This is a genomic window from Methylobacterium sp. C25 (assembly GCF_021352225.1).
In the GTDB taxonomy this organism is placed as follows: Bacteria; Pseudomonadota; Alphaproteobacteria; order Rhizobiales; family Beijerinckiaceae; genus Methylobacterium.
In genome coordinates this window covers 26766-45001 of record NZ_JAAUVI010000002.1, presented here as the reverse complement: position 1 = coordinate 45001, position 18236 = coordinate 26766, and the positions used below count along the sequence as shown (strand labels likewise).

General features: G+C 66.2%; 19 protein-coding genes. 6 read left to right on the top strand and 13 right to left on the bottom strand.

The window, feature by feature from the left end; genetic code table 11:
* Positions 1 to 639 precede the first annotated feature (639 nt).
* The 5 genes from HCU64_RS06330 to HCU64_RS06310 all read right to left on the bottom strand — a co-directional run bounded on the left by HCU64_RS06330 (position 640) and on the right by HCU64_RS06310 (position 4307).
* Positions 640 to 1185 carry a c-type cytochrome gene (locus tag HCU64_RS06330; protein WP_233382993.1) on the bottom strand — a complete coding sequence of 182 codons (546 nt, stop codon included), beginning with the start codon at positions 1183 to 1185 and terminating at the stop codon, positions 640 to 642.
* Positions 1172 to 2443 (bottom strand): sulfite dehydrogenase, encoded by a 1272-nt coding sequence (gene soxC / locus HCU64_RS06325; RefSeq protein ID WP_233382992.1) that lies wholly within the window; start codon positions 2441 to 2443, stop codon positions 1172 to 1174. Before soxC ends, HCU64_RS06330 begins: the two co-directional genes overlap by 14 nt.
* Positions 2444 to 2509: 66 nt before the next feature.
* Positions 2510 to 2899 carry a DUF302 domain-containing protein gene (locus tag HCU64_RS06320; protein ID WP_233382991.1) on the bottom strand — a complete coding sequence of 130 codons (390 nt, stop codon included), beginning with the start codon at positions 2897 to 2899 and terminating at the stop codon, positions 2510 to 2512.
* 281 nt (positions 2900 to 3180) lie between these two features.
* The gene (locus HCU64_RS06315; RefSeq protein ID WP_233382990.1) at positions 3181 to 3594 is read right to left on the bottom strand and encodes a DUF983 domain-containing protein; all 414 of its coding nucleotides are present in this window, start codon (positions 3592 to 3594) and stop codon (positions 3181 to 3183) included.
* Between the two features lie 95 nt (positions 3595 to 3689).
* Positions 3690 to 4307 (bottom strand): isochorismatase family protein, encoded by a 618-nt coding sequence (locus tag HCU64_RS06310; RefSeq protein WP_233382989.1) that lies wholly within the window; start codon positions 4305 to 4307, stop codon positions 3690 to 3692.
* A 260-nt stretch (positions 4308 to 4567) separates the two neighbouring features.
* Between HCU64_RS06310 and HCU64_RS06305 the strand changes: the two genes are divergently transcribed.
* From HCU64_RS06305 to HCU64_RS06285, 5 genes are all read left to right on the top strand, one after another.
* A complete protein-coding gene (locus tag HCU64_RS06305; protein ID WP_233382988.1) occupies positions 4568 to 5494 on the top strand; it encodes a LysR substrate-binding domain-containing protein in 927 nt (308 codons plus the stop codon).
* Between the two features lie 129 nt (positions 5495 to 5623).
* A complete protein-coding gene (locus HCU64_RS06300; protein WP_233382987.1) occupies positions 5624 to 6505 on the top strand; it encodes a pirin family protein in 882 nt (293 codons plus the stop codon).
* Positions 6506 to 6574: 69 nt separating this feature from the next.
* Entirely contained in the window at positions 6575 to 7117 is a 543-nt protein-coding gene (locus HCU64_RS06295) for an NAD(P)H-dependent oxidoreductase (RefSeq protein WP_233382986.1), read from the top strand.
* 33 nt (positions 7118 to 7150) lie between these two features.
* A complete protein-coding gene (locus tag HCU64_RS06290) occupies positions 7151 to 8095 on the top strand; it encodes an alpha/beta hydrolase (RefSeq protein ID WP_233382985.1) in 945 nt (314 codons plus the stop codon).
* A gap of 31 nt (positions 8096 to 8126) precedes the next feature.
* The gene (locus HCU64_RS06285) at positions 8127 to 9656 is read left to right on the top strand and encodes a GMC family oxidoreductase (RefSeq protein WP_233382984.1); all 1530 of its coding nucleotides are present in this window, start codon (positions 8127 to 8129) and stop codon (positions 9654 to 9656) included.
* A 133-nt stretch (positions 9657 to 9789) separates the two neighbouring features.
* Here HCU64_RS06285 and HCU64_RS06280 read toward each other — a convergent pair whose 3' ends face one another.
* From HCU64_RS06280 to HCU64_RS06245, 8 genes are all read right to left on the bottom strand, one after another.
* Complete coding sequence (locus HCU64_RS06280; protein ID WP_233382983.1) at positions 9790 to 10422, bottom strand: tyrosine-type recombinase/integrase; 633 nt, start codon at positions 10420 to 10422, stop codon at positions 9790 to 9792.
* A 189-nt stretch (positions 10423 to 10611) separates the two neighbouring features.
* A complete protein-coding gene (locus HCU64_RS06275) occupies positions 10612 to 11331 on the bottom strand; it encodes a cytochrome c biogenesis CcdA family protein (protein WP_233382982.1) in 720 nt (239 codons plus the stop codon).
* 34 nt (positions 11332 to 11365) lie between these two features.
* Positions 11366 to 11773, bottom strand: coding sequence for a thioredoxin family protein (locus HCU64_RS06270; RefSeq protein ID WP_233382981.1), 408 nt, complete (start codon positions 11771 to 11773; stop codon positions 11366 to 11368).
* Between the two features lie 102 nt (positions 11774 to 11875).
* Positions 11876 to 12865, bottom strand: coding sequence for a hypothetical protein (locus tag HCU64_RS06265; RefSeq protein ID WP_233382980.1), 990 nt, complete (start codon positions 12863 to 12865; stop codon positions 11876 to 11878).
* Between the two features lie 24 nt (positions 12866 to 12889).
* Positions 12890 to 13675, bottom strand: a complete 786-nt coding sequence (locus HCU64_RS06260) for an HvfC/BufC N-terminal domain-containing protein (protein WP_233382979.1) — start codon at positions 13673 to 13675, stop codon at positions 12890 to 12892.
* The gene (bufB, locus tag HCU64_RS06255) at positions 13672 to 14610 is read right to left on the bottom strand and encodes an MNIO family bufferin maturase (RefSeq protein ID WP_442785918.1); all 939 of its coding nucleotides are present in this window, start codon (positions 14608 to 14610) and stop codon (positions 13672 to 13674) included. Before bufB ends, HCU64_RS06260 begins: the two co-directional genes overlap by 4 nt.
* 139 nt (positions 14611 to 14749) lie before the next feature.
* Positions 14750 to 15004 (bottom strand): BufA2 family periplasmic bufferin-type metallophore, encoded by a 255-nt coding sequence (gene bufA2 / locus HCU64_RS06250; RefSeq protein ID WP_233382978.1) that lies wholly within the window; start codon positions 15002 to 15004, stop codon positions 14750 to 14752.
* A gap of 232 nt (positions 15005 to 15236) precedes the next feature.
* A complete protein-coding gene (locus HCU64_RS06245; RefSeq protein WP_233382977.1) occupies positions 15237 to 17045 on the bottom strand; it encodes a DUF255 domain-containing protein in 1809 nt (602 codons plus the stop codon).
* Positions 17046 to 17414: 369 nt separating this feature from the next.
* On the opposite strand from HCU64_RS06245, the gene HCU64_RS06240 reads away from it, so the two are divergent.
* Positions 17415 to 18194, top strand: coding sequence for a DUF4394 domain-containing protein (locus tag HCU64_RS06240; RefSeq protein ID WP_233382976.1), 780 nt, complete (start codon positions 17415 to 17417; stop codon positions 18192 to 18194).
* Positions 18195 to 18236 lie beyond the last annotated feature (42 nt).

Sequence of the window (18236 nt, the reverse complement as noted above, 5' to 3'; positions counted from 1 at the left end):
CTCAGCTCCACCAGGCAGTCGGGCGGAAACAGGCTTTGCTCCTGCTTTAATCAGGACTTTCAAGCCGACGGGCAGCTTGCCTGATAGGCCTTTGGTCTCACGACGCATTCAAGCGCACGGAACGCGCCGGTTCTGCAGGGAAAATCAGGGCCATTCTCGCTGAAAATATTCAGGTTTCCGCGCCCGGTGTATCGCGAGCGCTGGAGATAAGTTTGGTCATTGTGAGAGACGCGGTTTGTGCGCGCTTCTAGAAAATCGACGGCGGAACAATAGTCGCAGCGCCAAGCGTATCCTTTACGATGCGAGGCAGCGAGATCGCCAGATCGCGGCTTGTGAGCGCCTACCTTGGTTGTTCCGGCCTGCCCGGAATCTGCTCCGAACCGGACATAGTCGCCGGCAGGTGAGGACCGAGATGGGTGGAAAGCGGTCTGGCTGCTTCCAAGCGAGAACCCGTGAAATCGGCCATTCGGCGATCGGCGAAAGCTAGCCAATGCAGAACGGCTGCTTGAGTAGAGGAGAGTGCGGACCGCGGATGTCGGATTTTCAACCTCCTCAATGCCGCGCTATTCCCAGACCATGAATTACGAGCACGGCCCCATCTCCCACGCCCGTCAAACAGCGATCTGCACCATCACGAAGTTAGGGTTGCCGGGAGTTCCGGATCAGCTTGAATTCCGGATCCGGCCAGAACCCATTGCGGTTGGGCATCTTGATGGCGGGCAGACGGGCCCGGTCGAGCACCGTATCTGACGCGACGATTTCGTTCAGATTCAGGATGTAGGCAACGACCGCGTAATAGTCGTCGTCGCTGAGCGTCTGCGGGGCGGGATAGGGCATCGCGCGGCGGACGTAGTCGAAGAGCGAGGTGGCATAGGGCCAGTAGCTGCCGACCGTCTTGACCGGATGGTCGGAGGCCAGCGTGCCCTGGCCGCCGGTCAGACGGTCGGCGATGCCGCCCTGGCCGCGTTCACCGTGGCAGGCCACACAATTCTCCTCGAAGACCTGCTGGCCGCGAGCCGCCGTGCCGCTGCCGGGTGGCAACCCGGTCCCGTCCGGTCGCACGTCGATGTTCCAGAGCGCGATCTCATCGCGCGTGGCGGGGCGGCCGAATTCGGCTGCGGCCACGTCCGTAGCCAGCAGCGCCGCCGCAGCGCATCCGAGTGCCGTCGCATTAAGCCAGGACATTGCGCACCGCTCCGTCTGCTGCGATCGCCCAGGTCTGCTGGGCATTGTAATGAAACAGGGCGTTCGTCCCCGTCATGGCGATGAAGGTGTCCCGGTCCGGCTGCATGTTTCCCTTGTCGTCCGTGGAGCGGCTGACGATCTTGGTGGGCGTGCCGTCCCAGTCCCAGTCGATCTCGAAGCGCGTCTGAGCCTTGGGCAGGGCGGGCAGGCTGATCTGGGTGTCCCGCCAGGTCCTGGCCCCGTCGGTGCTCACCTCGACGCGCGTGATCCGTCCGTGCCCGCTCCAGGCGAGCCCGCTGATCCGGTGGTAGCCCTTGCGGATCTGCATCATCCCCGAGGGGGTGGTGATCACCGAGTTGACGTCCTGCTTCAGCTGGAACTGCCGGGCGCGGCCATCCGCCTGCAGCTGCGTGTAGCGGGCGGTTTCCCAGCGCGTCATAAAGGGCTGATCGCCGAACTTGAGGCGGCGCAGCCACTTGATGTTGAGGTTGCCCTCGAAGCCTGGCAGAAACAGGCGTAGGGGAAAACCATGCGCCGGCCGCAGCGGCTCGCCGTTCTGGCCATAGGCCAGCATCCCCTCGGCGATGATCTCGTCGGTCAGCGGAATGCTTCGGGCGACCGCCGATCCGTCGCCGCCCTCGGCGAGCATCCAGGTCGATTTGCGCGACACACCGACCAGATTGATGAGGAAGGACAGCGGCACGCCGGTCCACTCGTTGGTGCTCACCAGCCCGTGCGTGTTCTGCACGGTGACGTCCGGCGGTGCCGACTTCCAGTTTTCCCAGCCGTTGCCGGTGCATTCGAGGAAAGCGACCCGCGACGTGGTCGGCATCGACCGGATGTCGTCCATGGTCAGCACGATCTCCTTGTCCACCATGCCGTGGACCAACACCCGGTGCTGGGCGGGATCGATGTCCGGCACGCCCGAATGGCTGCGCTCGTAGTGGAAATCGGCCGGCGTGATGGTGCCGACGAGCTTGTCGAGTGGAGCCTTGGCGTTGATCGCGGCGCTGGGATCGACGTTCCGCTTGCCCGGCGTCGATTCCGGGATGCGCGAGATGTGTACGAAGGACGAGCGCTCGCTCATTCCCGAGAGAGACGCCCCGGGTCCGCGAGCCGGGACGTCGGCCAGACTGTCCGCATGCGCCCGCTCGGAGACGGCGGCGCCGGCGAGACCGGCAGCACCCGCGAGCATCCTCCGCCGCGACAGGCTGCCCGCGCGCGAGGCGGCAGATACCGGTTGCTCGGTTCCGTTCATGGCTCAACCCTCTGCAAATTGCGGCATCGTCTCGGCCCGCCGCGGCCCCTCGTCGAATGCTCGGTGCTACTTGACGGCCGAGACGGCCGCGGCGATCAGCGGCTCTGCCGCCCCCAGCTTGCCGGCCATGCCGGCCGGCAGGCCATGCAGTCCTTCGAGTGCGGCAGCGGGCGTGAAGAGCACCTGCGTCTTGCCGGAGGCGTCCTCGCGCACAAGCAGCTTGAGCGGCAGCTCGAGGGCGAAATCAGGTGCGGCGAGCATCAGGGGCGTGCCACCCTTGGGGTTGCCGTAGACGATGAGGGTGGTCGGCGGCATGTCGAGACCGACCGACTGAGCCGCCGCACGCTGGTCGATGGCCGCGAAGATCGTCAGGCCCTTGCCCTCCAGCGCGCTGCGCAGCCGCTGCACCGTCTCCGCGAAGCTGTAGGCGCTCTCGATCCGCGTCGTGTCGGTCATCTTCTTCTCCATGGCATGAGACGGCGAAACAGGCACAACCACCGGCAGCACTGTGCAGGCGCCTATACTGATGACGAGAAGCAGACGGGACGCCATCTGCGACGTCTGTCGTGAATACAACCTCTGCATCAGACGCTCTCCATTTGCATTGTCTTGAGCAACTGGCGTCGAGGCAGATCTGCACTTCAGTGCTACTCACCTGCCTGGATCGCGAGAAGATCCGAATTGTTGGACGCTGCGTCCGGTGGATTGGACGATCGCTGCCGCTTGCACAGGTCCCGTCAGACGTCGTCGGGCGGCTTCACGGGAGCCGGTGTCGTCGGCCGCACGAGACGGCCCTCTTCCGCCCGGTTGATGTATTGGCTGGCCACCAGCCAGCCCTTGAAGAAGCGCAGCGGCAAGGTGCAGGTGATCAGGACCACCGGCAGCGTGACCGAGAGGTGCACCCACAGAGCCGGGCTGAAGGCCAGCTCGAGCCAGACGCCGAACGCCACGGCCGGGACGGCCGTCGTCATCATTACGAAAAAGGCCGGCCCATCGGCGGGATCCGCGAAGGTGTAGTCGAGGTCGCAGACGTCGCATCGGGGCGCGACGGTCAGAAAGCCCTTGAACAGGTGCCCCTTGCCGCAGCGGGGGCACGCACTTCGCACCGCGCAATCGAACGCCGACTGCTCCGGATACCGAGCTTCAGCCATGATCCGTCCCTCGCGACAATCGTGGATATTCGTGGCGGGCGGCGAGAGCGTTACGGCCCGGCTCCGACAGAGGGAGACCGGGCCGTAGCCTCCGCCTACCGTGCGTAGGCCGAAGCCACCTGACCGACGAGGGTCGCCCAGGGCATGTCGAGGGCGGCGTAGACGGCGCCGGCCTCCGGCCGCCCGTTATCCTTGAGGATCTCGACCATCAGGGTCGCGTAGTCGGACAGCACGACGCCGGCCTGCTGCATCCGCAGGAGCCCGACCTCATGCTTGGTCGCGCTGAAAGTGCCGGGGGCGTCGACGGCGACATAGGCATCGAGCCCGCGCGCCGCGGCGGTCATCGCGGGGAAGGCCGCGCAGACTTCGAGGGAGATGCCGGCGAAGATCAGCTTCTTGCAGCCGGTTGCCTCGATCGCCTGCGCCACGCGCGGATCATCGTAGGCGTTCACCGTGGACCGGTCGATGATCTCGATGCCCGGAAGCGCCTCGACCAGCTCGGGGAAGGTCGGTCCCCACAGGCTGTCGCGCGCCGTCGTCGTCACGACGATGGGCAGGCCGAGCGCCTTGGCGGCCTTGGCCAGGGCGACGACATTGTGCTTCAGCTCGCCGGTGGAATAGTCGCGCACGCCGGTCATTAGGCCGACTTGGTGATCGACCAGAATCAGGGCGGCATTGTCGGAGGTCAGCGGTTCATAGGCGCGAGCGGTCATGGCGTTCTCCTGGAAGCGTGGCGCAATCGGCAGCGGGTCGAATTGAGGGTCCGTTCGGCCAAGTCACGCAAATACTGATGATCCGGCCTGGACTTCTGTCATCGACCCTTGCCGCCGGTTCTGCTTGCGAAACCGTTCCCGAGCGATCTGCTCGATAGCAAACGACTTGGCGACGCCCAAGAACTAGGCGCTGGACGATCGGCCCAGAAGCCGCCAATAATGAAACCTAGCGTCCAACAAGCCGGACGATACGAGCGGACGTGGCGGGGCGGGACGTGCTGGATCTGAACGACTTCTTCTATTTCGTGCAGGTGGTCGATCGCGGCGGCTTCACGGCAGCCGGGCGCACCTTGCGCGTCCCGAAATCGACCCTCAGTCACCGCATCCAGCAGCTCGAAGGGAGTCTCGGCGTTCGCCTTCTCAACCGCACGTCACGGCGCTTCGGGATGACGGATGCCGGAGAAGACTTCTACCGCCACGCGGTCAGCATGCTGCGCGAGGCCGAACTCGCCGAGTCGACCATCCGCCAACGCCTTACCGAGCCGACGGGCACCGTTCGCTGCACAGCGGGCGTTGCGACCATGCAGTTCGCCCTGTCGGGGATCATCACCGACTTCCTGATCAAGTACCCGAAGGTGAACGTCGTCGCCCATGCCGCCGACCGGACCGTCGACATCGTCGGTGAGAACTTCGACATCGCGATCCGTGCGCATACCGACCCGCTGCCGGATTCGAATCTCGTCCAGCGCACGCTCGCCCCGGCACCCTGGTTTCTGTTCGCCGGCCGCGATTATCTCGAGCGGAACGGGGCGCCGAAGACGCCGAAGGATCTCCACAACCATCCGTCGCTGTTCATGATGCGCACCGGCGTCGCCCAAGTCTGGCGCCTGCGGCACTCACGCCAGACCCGTGACGAGATCGTCGTCCCGCTCGCCCCCCGGCTGGTGGGGGACGACATGGTCGGCCTGCAGCAGGCTGCGATCAGCGGTCTCGGCGTCGTCGCGCTGCCGGGCTACGTCTGCCGCGAATCGGTCCGCTCGGGCGCGCTACAGCGCGTGCTGCCGGAATGGCTGGCAGGCGATTCCACCCTGACCGCGCTGATCCCCTATCGACAGGGGCTCCTGCCGTCGGTCCGGGCGCTGCTCGATCACCTAGCCAGCGAGTTCCCGAAGACGGTGCTGCTCTAGTCCCGCCCAGCAAACACAGCCATTGTCCAAAATGTCGGACGCTGTGTTTGGATAATCGCGGCTTCTCGGCCGATGGGTCATCCACTTAGTTTGCTTCCACCACGACCAAGCGTCGAAGGGGCAAACGACATGGCCACGCGCATTCAACCCGTCGAAGACAGTTCCGCCGCCGTAGAGCGCATGAGCGCTGTGGTCGCCGGCATTCCCCAGGTGATCGGGAACGGCTTCAATGCCCTGCATTTCTCGGAGGAGATGTTCGGCGGCGGCATGGACCCGCTTCTGATGGTGGACCATTTCGTCATGACTGCCCCGACCTTCGAGCCGCATCTGCATGCTGGCATGTCGGCGGTGACCGCGATGTTCGAGGACTCGGTCGGCGACTTTCTCAACCGCGACACCCTGGGCAACAACGTCACCCTGAAGGCCGGCGATCTCTACTGGCTGGCCGCGGCGAGCGGCGCGGCGCACGAGGAGAAGCCCGACGAGGGCGCCCGCGTGCACGGCTTGCAAGTCTTCGTGGATCTGCCCGCGCGGCTGAAGAGCTGTCCGGCCCGCGCCGTCCACGTCGAGGCCGCGGACGTGCGGGTCGCGGAGGGCGAGGGCTACCGCGTCCGCGTCGTGCTGGGTCAGACCGGCGAGGTGGTCGGTGCAGGCGGCACGCCCGAAGAGATGACGCTGCTCGACGGCCAGCTCGACAGAAACGGCTTGTTCTCGCACCGGCTGCGCGAGGGCCAGCAGGTCTGGATCTATGCGGTGGCGGGCGGAATGACGGCGTCACTTGTGGGAGAAGAGCGCCGGCTGCGGGAAGGGACCGCGACGACGGTCGCGGCCGGTCACTCCGATACCCTGTTCCTCGAGACCGAGACAGGCTGCCACTTCGTGGTGATGGCCGCTAGGCCGGTCCGAGCCATCGCGGTCCAGCACGGTCCCACGGTGATGGCGGCGGCAGGCAGCACCGGCGGCATGCGTGCCAGCCGGGCCGCTGCCCTGCACGGCCGGCTGCCGTCCTAGCAACCGTCACTGTTCAGTCCGTCCCGGCACCGCGCGGACAGGACCCCTTTGCCTGAAGGAGCCCGTCTCATGAGCGTGCCCAACATCCTGATCGTGTTCTTTGCGGGCAACGAGGCAACCGAGGCGCTGGCATTGGTGATCGCCGAGGGCGCAGGCGCCACCGGCGCTATCGTCCGACTCCGCCGCACGTCCGATGCAAGCAGCGCCGACGCCACGGCCTACGACCCGCCAACCGTCGAGGATGCAGTCTGGGCGGATGCCATCCTATTCGGGACGCCGAGGCTCTTGGGCAGCATCCCCTTGGATCTGTCCCTCTACCTCGATGGCCTGGATGACGCGCGTTCGCGGGGAGCGCTGAACGGCACGTTCGGCGGAGTGTTCGGCGCTCCTGCCATTGCTCAGAACGGCGGCCGGTCGACGGTTCTCTCGCTCTACGACCGGCTGGTTGCGTTGGGGCTAATCATCGTCCCGCTCGGCTATTCGCACCTCGCGCCGGACACCGTCCGCCCACAGAGCGAAGAAGACCGCGCCGCAGCTCGGCGACAGGGCGGCCGGATCGCGACCATCGCTGCGCAGGCCACGGCCGAGCCGCTCATCGGCCGCGCGGCCTGATCCGTCCCTCCGAACGCCAGAAGCGAGACCATCATGACCGCCAACACCCTGCAGATCACCGGATCGACCGGCCACGCCGTCTTCGGCCTGTCAGAGGCGGAACGCTCCCGCGAGGCGGCGCTGCGCGAGCAGTTCGCAGCTTTCTGGGGAACGGCGACGGGCGAGCCGCGGGCAATCTACGACCGCTTCGTCGGCGCCTGCCCGGTCCAGGACGGTATCACGCTTGCCCCGGAGGAGACGGAGGACGTGCGCGGCTGGTGGGTCCAGCCGCGCCGGAGCGAACCGGGACAAGCGATCCTGTTCCTGCATGGCGGCGGCTACGTGCAGGGCTCGGCCAAAGCCTATCGCGGCTTCGCGAGCCAGATCGTCGGCCGTCTTCAGGTCCCGGCCCTGGTCATCGACTATCCAATGGCGCCGGAAGCGAGCTTGCCGTCCGCGCCGCAGACGGCCCTGGCGGCCTGGCGCTGGCTCGTCGAACAGGGCTTCGGGCGGATCGCCGTCGTCGGGGATTCGGCCGGCGGTGGACTGACGCTGGTCACGCTCTCCGAGCTGGCCCGTCGCCCCATCGGGCCGTCGCCCGTCGCCGGCGCGGTCTTCTCGCCCTGGACCGACCTGACCCTGTCCGGGGCATCGATGACTGATCCCAACGTCCACGACCCACTGATCGGCCGCGACTATCTGTTCGACTGCGCCAGCAAGTATCGCGGCACGGTCCCGGCAGACGATCCGCAGGCCTCGCCGCTCTTCGGCGACCTGCGTGGCCTGCCGCCACTCCTCGTCCAGGTCGGCACCGACGAGCGTCTGCTCGACGATTCCCGTCGCTACGCCGAGCGGGCTGCCGCAGAGGGCGTGCCCGTCCAGCTCGAGCTCTGGGAGGGGATGCATCACGTCTTCCAGCTCGACGTCGCGCACCTCGAGAGCAGCCGCACGGCCCTCGACCGGGCCGCCCGCTTCCTGCGCGCCGCTTTCAACGCCTGACCCAGCCCCGACCCGCGAGAGGACACGCGCCATGGCGAACCCAGCCAGCCCCCACCCCATCCACGACGTCGTCATCGTCGGCGGCGGCTCCGCCGGCGCCGTCCTGGCGAACCGGCTGAGCGCGGACCCGGCACGCAGGGTCCTGCTCCTCGAGGCGGGCGCCGCCTACGCGCCGGCCGACTACCCCGACGTCATCGCCGATGCGAACCGCGTCGGCGGCGATGCCGCGCATGACTGGGGCTACCACAGCCAGGACCATCGCAGCCTCGGCCACGACGTGCCGGCGATCCGCGGCAAGGCGCTCGGCGGCAGTTCAGGCGTGAACGCGGCCGTCGCCATGCGCGCCCGGCCCTCTGACTTCGCGCGCTGGGCGGCACGCGGGATCGAGGGCTGGTCCTTCGAAGACGTGCTGCCGGTGTTCAAGGCGCTGGAGAACACGCCGACGGGCGAGGATGCCTGGCATGGCCGCCACGGGCCGTTTCCGATCCGGCAGCGCTCCATGGAGGAGATCACGCCCTCGATGCGGGCCTTCGTGACCGCCTCGGAAGCCGTCGGCCTTGCCCGTGTGAGCGATTTCAACGGCGCTGAGCAGAACGGTGTCTCGCCCTACCCGCTCAACGTCGTCGACGGCCGCCGCATCAATACGGGCATCGCCTATCTGACCGAGGAGGTCCGTCGCCGGCCGAACCTCACGATCCTGGGCCATGCCGAGATCGACAGCCTCGTCTTCGATGGACGGCGTGCCTGTGGCGTGCGGCTGGTCTCGGGCGAGACAATCCCGGCCGGACGAGTGATCCTGTCGGCCGGAACCTTCGGCAGCCCGGCCATCCTGATGCGCTCAGGGATCGGGCCGGCCGCGCATCTGCGGGAGCTGGATATTCCCGTTCTGCAGGATGCCCCGATCGGCGACCGGCTCAAGGAGCATCCGTTCTACTACAACGTCTATGCGCTGAGGCCCGGGGCGAAGGCGATAAACCCCGTCGCCGGCGCCATCATCTGGACGCGCTCGAGCGAGGCCGCGGCGGATGAGCTCGATCTGCACATCTCCGGCACGCACATTTTCGATCCGGCGCAGAGCCCGACGGGCGGCGCGATCGTGCTGGCCAGTGCGGTGACCCTGCCCAACTCGGTCGGCACCTTCCGGCTGGCAAGCCGCGATCCCCGTGCGATGCCGTTGATCCGCTACAACTTCTTCCAGGATCGCAGCGACCTGCGCCGGATGCTGGAGGCCGTCCGGCTCTCCCGCCGGATCGGCCAGACTGCGCCGTTCCGCGACGCGGTCGCCTTCGAGATGACGCCCGGTCGCGAGGTCGAAAACGACGCGGCGCTAGAGAAGGTGGTGATCGCGTCGGTTGACGGCTACGCGCACCCCACCTCGACGGTACCGATGGGCGCTCCCGACGATGCCACCGCCGTGGTCGACACGAACGGCGCGGTCCGCGGCGTGGACGACCTCAACGTCGTTGATGCCTCGATCATGCCGGACATTCCCTCGGTGGCGACCAATCTGACGACGATCATGATCGCGGAATCGATCAGTCGGCGCCTCGACAAATCGTGACTATGCCAGAGTGGAATCCAAACGAATGTCCGCTCTAAACTCGGGGATCGCTTAAATTAAACGACCGAGATGGGCGCGATCCCGCTTGTTAGTTTTTGAAGGCTCCTCGACCCAAGCGTCGAGGAGCCTTCCATCAGATCTCGGTCGCCTCGGCCAGGGTGAGAGCAGCTTCGACGTCAACACCGAGGTAGCGCCCTGTGCTCTCAATATTGGTGTGGCCGAGGAGGATTTGCACCGCGCGCAGGTTGCCGGTCCGCTTGTAGATCAGCGAGGCCTTCGTCCGCCGCAGCGAGTGCGTGCCGTAGCCCTCACGTCGCAAGCCGATGCCCGTCACCCACTCGCCGACCAAGCGGGCGTACTGCCGTGTGCTGATGTGGTCCGTGCGATCGAACCGGCTTGGAAACGCGTAGTCGTCGAGTGCGCCGCCTCGGCATTCCAGCCAAGTCAGGACGCTCGTGCGGGCCGGTTCGAGAATTTCAAATTGTACGGGTTGGCCCGTCTTGCGCTGGACGAGGATGGCGCGTGCGCGGACACGACCGCCGCTTACGACATCGCCGATCCTGAGTTTGACGAGATCGCAGCCTCGGAGCTTGCTGTCGATCGCCAAGTCGAACATCGCACGATCCCGCACGCGTTGTTCGCGATCGAGCCAGAAGCGGATCGCCCAGACCTGGTGCGGTTTAAGAGCACGCTTGGCGCCGAGCTTGCGGCCCGCGTTCCATGCTCGGCGATCTTTGAAGACCGGATCATTTTCCGAATGTCCCATCGTCGTTCTACCAGCCGGCCCGCGCCGGCAGCGAGATGAAAAACGATGGCAGCGCGTTCGAAGCAGGGGATGGCCGATAGCCGAATGGTCGTTTCCGGCCACTTCAACCGCAAATCCGACGTTCACGTTTGCCCAACACCGAAGGCAATCCCGATCCATGCTGATGCGGCGGCCCCGAGCCGGCGTCCTTCAGTACCGCGTCGTGAGCGCAGTAAGCCAATCCGGGGCGACGTCGACGGCCCACGCTTCGACCTTCTTATCGATGCCGACCAGGACGACCAGGCCAAGCGTCACGAGAACGACACCCATCGCAGACTTCATGAACTTCCCGGTGGTCGCGAGGTTGCCGCGCCAACGCAGCAGCGCCTCGCGGGACGCTAACCCAAGCACGGCAAGCGGAGCCGCCGCACCAATGCCGAAGGCCAGCATGGTCAAAGCGACGCTGGCGAGGTTTTCACCACGTGCGGCCAGGAGCGAAGCGGCGCCCAGTGTCGGCCCGACGCAGGGGCTCCACGCTGCGCCAAGCAACAGTCCAACCCCGAATTGTCCGCTCAGGCCGGAGGTCGAGAAGCCACCGAAACGTTCCTCCGCCCAGTTTCCGATCGGTCCGGCAGCGGTTGCGAACCGCATCTGGAGCCGCGACAGCATCAAGACGACACCTAGCCCGATCATCAGCACGGCCCCGACCTGACGAAACAGGTCGCCGTCGAGGCCGAGCGCGAAGCCGGCCGTTGCCACGAACAGGCCGATCGCCGTGAAGGACAGGGCAAGGCCCGCTGCCAACGCCACCGGACCAAAGCGATGCTCGGAAGCCGCCGTGCCGAGCACGATCGGGACGAGCGGTAACACGCAGGGCGACAGCGTCGAAAGCAGCCCTGCGAGTATGGCGAGGCCGACCGTGCCGATCATGAACGCGCTCCTCCCGGCATGTTGCCGCCCGCGATTAGATCGCTTTATCGATAAGGGCCTTGATGCTGCTCTTTCTGGTGTCACCGGTCGAGCGCCCGGCTTCACGACCGCCGCGATAGACGATCAGGGTGCTCTGAGAAGTCACGCGAAGCGCTTTCAGTGCCGGCTTTTGGCTGTCGAAGTCGACATCGAAGACGACGAGGTCCTTGTAGGCTGGGTCGGCATACAGTTCCGATAGGATCGGTTTCTGTGCCTTGCAGGTGGGGCACCAAGGGGCCGAGACATCAATCAGCACGGGCTTGCCCGAGGATTTCGCAGCCGCCAGCGCGGCCGGAGTGAAGGCCATTCGCTCGACGGCCCAGCCGGAGTTCGCGCCGAACAGCGACGCAGACAAGGCCAGGCACGTGGCGACGGCAAGCGAGACGGGGCGACAGGTGCGCATGGTGGAGGCTCCGCGTGTCAGATCGAGTGTTTCGAGCGAGTACGGTGACGGAGACGCCTTCGTTACACGTCTCGCGATCTCGTGATCGCTAGGCGCGCGAGGTCACGCTCCTCCACGCGCAGTGATGGCTTTGCGGACCGCCGCGAGCGGAGCGTTGTCATCGAAGCTCACGCCGTCATCGGTTTGGCGAATGCCGAGATCGCGCCACAGGCCAAACAGATCCGGCATCGCCGGTCGATTGCCCATTGTATCGTAGAGGCCGGCGAGCACGCTTCCGCCTACCGTCTTGTCCGCTGTCGCGAGAATTCGTCGGATCGGCCAGTCGACCTCGTGGTTTCCACCGGCCGCCAGCACACCGCGCATCGCCTCGCGCAGTCCAAGGCGATTTCCCGTGCCTTTGCGGATTCCAATATCCGCGAGGAGGCAGAAGATCGCACCGCCCCAGTAGGTACGCCCCCAACTCTGGGTACCTTCGAGACCGCCGTCGCCGCCGCCGGGTAGGCCTAACGGCATGTCGCGGACCATGTCTGCCCAGATCTTTTCTGGAGTGAGGTCGCCGGCCTGCGTTCTGGCGATCGGCTCGACGTAGACGGCGAGCCCCTCCGACAGCCAGTTCGAGCGCGAATTCATGTCGGGCAGTGCGGTGTGCACCATTTCGTGCACCATCATCCAATCACGGGACAAATCAGCAGTCTCGGCCGCGCTGCCGAGAAGCATCCGGATCGCCGCACCGCGATAACCCCAGGTTGTTCCGCCACGAACGCCGTCGCCGCCTACGGGCACGATCAACAGCCGCAGCGAGGCGACGGGGAAGCGTCCGTAGTACATGCTGACGGCTCGGGCGGAACGGGCGACCCAGCCCATGATCTCCTGGCGCTGCAGGGACAGCGTACCCGGCGCAAGCCCGACATGGATGGTCCCGCCCGCCACGGGAAGATCAGTCTTAGGCAGCCGATCGAAAGCGCCATAGGGCATGCCCTCTCCCGACAGGAATTCCGAGCCGGTGCCAACGCTGCGCGCAATTGATGTGGCGAGCAGCGCGGCGGCACCACCGAGCAGGAAGGCGGTCCGGGTCGGCTTGAGCTGCGCCATCGTCTCTCGCCCGCAATGCCGGCCTCAGCTACCGATCGTGAAGTCGCCGAGCATGCCGGCGCCGACCCAGCCCTGCAGGTAGCCCGCAGCGCGGCCTGCAGCGTTCTCAGGATCGTCGTAGGTCGCGGCCATCTCGCAGAGGACCCCGAACGGTACCTCGGCGCAGGCTTCATCCCACATCATCGCTTCTTCGGCCGTCATCGCGCGGACCATCGCCGTCAGCTCCTCGCGCCAGACGATCAGGCGCTCGGTCTTGCACGGAAGCTCGACCTCGGGCGGCGGGGTCTCGTCCCTGAGCGCGTCCCAGATCGCGAACGCGTTGGTCTTCAGGTTAAGACGGCGCGCGCTCGGATGAGCCTCGAAGACGAGGTCCTTGAAGGAATCCGGGGCAACGTCGCCAAAATCCTCGAAGGACAGCACCGTTCCATCCGGTGCATCGAAGGCATCCGACAGTGCCGTCTCGATTGCCGACAGCTCGGCGATAGCCGGATATTCGCGGTAGGGCTCCGTACGGGCGAGGAATTCGGGCAGGCCCTGGCAGAACCAGCGCAGATTTGGATGTCGCGAGGGACGGGCCGCGACATAGGCGCGGGCCATGTCGTCGAAGGTGTCGTCGCCGAGATAGGCGTGCAGCAGCGGGTTCTCGACCCGCATCGCCTCGACGAGCCGGGCGCTATACGCGTGGCGATAGACGGCAAAGAGGGTGTCCCGCTTCTCCTTGTCGCTGTCGAGGAGCTCGGCGAGCACGCCCTCGTCGCCTTCCAGGATCGCCCGCTGGAAGTCAGCCTGCTGGCGCGCGAAGTCGCTCATCCGTGGAGCTTCCGGCCTAGCGGAATGGCGGCATCTCCCAGGATCTCGCCGGCGACGGTGCGGGTCTGCTCCATCTCGACCAGCAGTTCGTCGAGGGGCGGGATGTTGTCGTCGCGCTCGATGATGGTCGATACCGGCCCGAAGCGCCTCAGCGCTGCCCGGTAGAGATCCCAGACGTCGTCGCAAACCGGCTGGTCGTGCGTATCGATGATGTGCGTGCCCATGTGGCTGTGGCCGGCCATGTGGAACTGCACGACGCGATCTCGCGGAATGCCCTCCAGGAATACGTAGGGGTCGTAGCCGTGGTTGAAGGCCGAGACGTAGACGTTGTTGACGTCGAACAGCAGCCAGCAGCCGGTCCGGCGCGAGAGCTCGGAGATGAACTCCCACTCCGTCATCTCGGAATTGGCGAATTGCACGTAGGTCGAGACGTTCTCGAGCGTCAGCGCCCGGCCGAGATAATCCTGCACGAGATGGACCCGGCTCGCGACGTGGTCGAGCGACTCCCGCGTGTAAGCGATCGGCAGCAGGTCGTGCAGGTTCTTGCCGTGGACACCGGTCCAGCAGAGGTGGTCCGAGATCCATTTCGGCTCGACGCGCTGCGCCAGGGCCTTGAGGTTCTTCAGGTAATCGTAGTCCGGCGGGGCGGTGGAGGCGATCGAGAGAGAGACGCCGTGCATCACCACGGGGAAGCGTGCGCGGATTCGGTCGAGGATCTGCAGCGGGCGCCCGCCCGGGATCATGTAGTTCTCGCTGATCACCTCGAACCAGTCGATCGGCGGGTCGCCGTCGAGGATGTCGGTGTAGTGCTGGGCGCGCAGCCCGAGGCCGAAGCCGAGGAAGTCGGGCTTGGCGGCAGCGGTGTCGGAGCTTTGGTGCTCGGTGACGGATCGAGCCTCGCCGTCGGGGACGGGCGTCGGGTCGTTCAGCATCATGATCGGAGCCCTGTCGTGTCGAGGGGTGACGCTCGGAGGCCCGGCCTCGTTCGTCAAGCCCGTTCGCGGAAGGACCAGGGTGATCCGGCCGCAGGATCGAGGAGGTCCGGCGGAAACCGCCGGACCTTAAAGACAGGGATCAGCCCTTCGAGAACTCGCCGCCGGCCTTGGCGCAAGCGCCCTTGGACGACATCGTGAAGCCCTGGCCCTTGCAGGCGTTCTGGCCCTTGCAGGCGTTCTGAGCGGTCTTGCAGGCGCCCTGGCCCTTGCAGGCATTCGCGCCCTGGCAGTGGCCCTTGGCGGACTTGGCGTAGGCGACGGGGGTCATGGCGACGCCGGCGAGGAACAGCGTGGCGGCGGCGGTGGCGACACCGGACTTGGCGTTCATCTTCATCGTGGTTGTCCTCTCTTGGGTCGTTGTCGTGCCGTCTTCGGTGAAGATCGGTGCCCCCTCTGGCGGCGACGCTCTTCGGTGTTGCAGCACGGTTGATCGAACCGGTCCGAACCTCCGATCCCTGGCGCGATGGCCCGAGGTCCGAAGAATTCTTCCACCCGTTCAACAGCCCTTACGAGGTGGGTCTCCGAAAAGTTACAGACGCGGCCGAAATATTCTCCGCGGCGTTGATTCAGCGGGTCGGAGCCGTCGCGCGCTTCGCCGCCCGGGCACGGTCCTGCTCCTCCATCTGAGCCACGGCGGTCTGTAGCTCGGCGGCCGTGAAGGTGGGGAGCGAACAGAGATGGCCGCTGCAGGCGAAGGCCGCGGGCTGGTCGAGCTCCGGGTAGTCGACGTCGGGATTGGTGAGCCGGCCCTCGCTGCGGTCCCACCAATCGAGACGCTTGTAGACCGCCGGGAGCGCCCGAGCCGCAGCCTGGAGCTGGCGCGCGGCCGGATCGCCCTTCGGACCCACCACGGTCAGGTGCGTCGGTGCCGCATTGAGTTCGCGGTCCGCCAGCAGCGCACCGGCAAGCGGGCGCTCGATCTCGGTAACGGCCCCCGCCACGTAGCGCATGGCATGGAGTGCGAGCGCGCGCTCACCCTCCGCTCCGGTATATTGCGCCAGCAGGTTCAGGAAGCGGGCGACGGCGATCTGATCGTCGAGGGATTTCGGCGGCCTGGCGAGGCCATCGGCCTCGGCCTTGGCCGCACCGGTGAAGCCGCCCGCCTCGTCCTTGAAGGTCTTGGCGATGAAGCCCCCCGCCCCTTGCGCCGAGGCCAGCCAGGCGCGGTCGCCCGTCGCCGCATAGAGGTCGAGGAAGGCCTGGCCCATGGCGAGCGTATCGCCGAGGAACGGACCGCCGCGATCCTCCGTCCCATGCCGGAAGCCGCCGCCGGGCAGGACGCGCTTGGCCTGGACCCAGCGCGCCGCCGTCTCGGCGGTCTTTAGCGCCGCAGCATCGTCGAAGGCGTTGGCATAGGCGACGAGGCCGGCGATCGCCCAGCCGTTCTCGCGGGCATAGAGATGCGTGTCGATCCGCGGCATCCCTTTGGCGCGGCGCTCGGCATCGCCCAGCGCGTAATAGACGTGGCCGTCGACCTCGTGGCTGAGATCCGCGTCCTGGCTGACGTAGAAGGCGCCCTCGGGGCTCTTCAGGAAATCGGTGAGATAGCCGGCGATCTTCGCCGCCGCGTCGCGATATTTCGGGTCGTGCCAGCGGGCATAGGCCTGGCTGTATTGGCGCAGGTCCTGCGCCTGGAACGACATGATCTTTTCGAAGTGGGGAGACGACCAGTCGAGCTTGTCCGAGTACTGGTAGACCCCGCCCCAGACCGGATCAATCAGCGCCAGACCCTTGTCGAGGGTGCGGCGCGCCCGGGCTTCGGCGGTCTTGTCGCCGGTCTCGGCGCGGGCCATGGCGAGGTCGAGGCTGTCGGCGTCGATGTATTTCAGAGGCTGCCCCCAGCCGGCATTCTCCTCGTCCCAGGCCTCTTCGTAGCTCTCGTTCAACGCAGTGAGCTGTTCCTTGCCGAGCGTGTGGCTCTCGGCCGGCACCACCTTGAGCGCCTCGCTCACAGATGGCCCCGGCGTCGGGTCCTCGACGGCGGCCTTCAGAAGAGCCGCCATGCGCTCCGGCTCGACAAAGCCGCGCAGCTTGGCGATCTCGGTACCGTCGGGCGCGAACACGATTGTTGCCGGCCAGCCCCAGTCACCATAGCGGCTCGACAAATCCGGGTTGGCGTCCTGATCGGCCCGGACCGCAACGAAGTCTTTCGCGATGATTCCCGAGACATCGGCGTCCCCGTAGGTCCGCTGCTCCATGACGTGGCACCAGTGGCACCAGCCCGCTTCGAGATCGAGGATGACGAGCTTGTTCTCCGCTTTCGCACGGGAGAACAGATCCGCGCTCCAAGGGATCCACCGGATCGGCTCGCCTGCCGAAGCCGGTAGCTTGACGGCGAGACACGCAGCGAGAGTCGCGATGGCCAGAGTTTTCATCGTCACAGGATCCCCACCCCTCTGTTTGCTGGGGCAGGTACGGCGAGATCTCCGGAAAAGTTGCAAAGCCACGGTCCGCTTGCAAGGCGGCATCAAAGCCGGGCTTACGCCTGAAATGGGCTCACTGCCGAAATGAGGATTTGCGTAGTTTGGACGAAAGTCGACAGGCTGCTCTCATGCGCGAGATGAAATAAGGCAGGCGTCGTGGCGCCAGCCTCGATCAACGCAAGCTCGTTGTAGCAGACTGTCTGGGCAGCTCCTGAGAGCGACAAGTGGCCCTTTCGCCAGAATATTGAGAATCGCTGCATCCGATCGCCGGGCTGGTGGCTAGTCCTCCCGATGCCACTCCCGCGGCAGATGGAGAATACAATGCGAACGAGTATCATCGCCGCGACCGTGCTTGCCGGTACCTGCATCGGAACCGCCGCCCAGGCCGACACCGTTGCGGCGCTCGTCGGCGACGCCACCCTTGCGCATGTCGACACGGCCGCGAAGAAAATCACGAAGTCGGTCACAATCACCGGGATCAACGGCAGCGTCCTCGGCATCGATGTTCGGCCGGCCGATGGCTTGCTTTACGCCGTCATCTCCGACGGCAGCGTCGTCACGATCGACCCGATGTCGGGCAAGGCCACCGCCAAGTCGAAGCTCGACACGATGCTTCCCGCCGGCACTGCGGCGACGGTCGATTTCAACCCCGTCGCCGACCGCCTGCGCGTGATCGGCTCGGACGGCACGAACCTCCGCGCCAATGTCGACGACGGCAAGGTGACGAAGGACGGCCAGCTCAAATTCGCCGAGGGCGACACGATGAAGGGCAAGACCCCGAAGGTGATGGCCGGCGCCTACACCAACGCCTTCAAGGGCACCAAGGAGACTGCCCTGTTCGACATCGACGCCACCGGCGCGCTGCTGAAGCAGGCCCCGCCGAACGACGGCATCCTGAACACCGTCGGCATGCTCGGGATGTCCGGTGATGCCGTGGCCTTCGACATCCTGTCCGATGGCCAGGGTGGCAATCAGGCCTGGGCCATGGCCGGCGATACGCTCTACAAGGTGGACCTCGCCACCGGAAAGGGCGAGATGGCGGCGAAGATCGCCGGTGTCGGCGGCACGGTGCGCGACATCGCGATTCTGCCCAAGATGTAGTCTCACTCCACCGTCGCGGGGCCGGTCGAATGGCCGGACCTG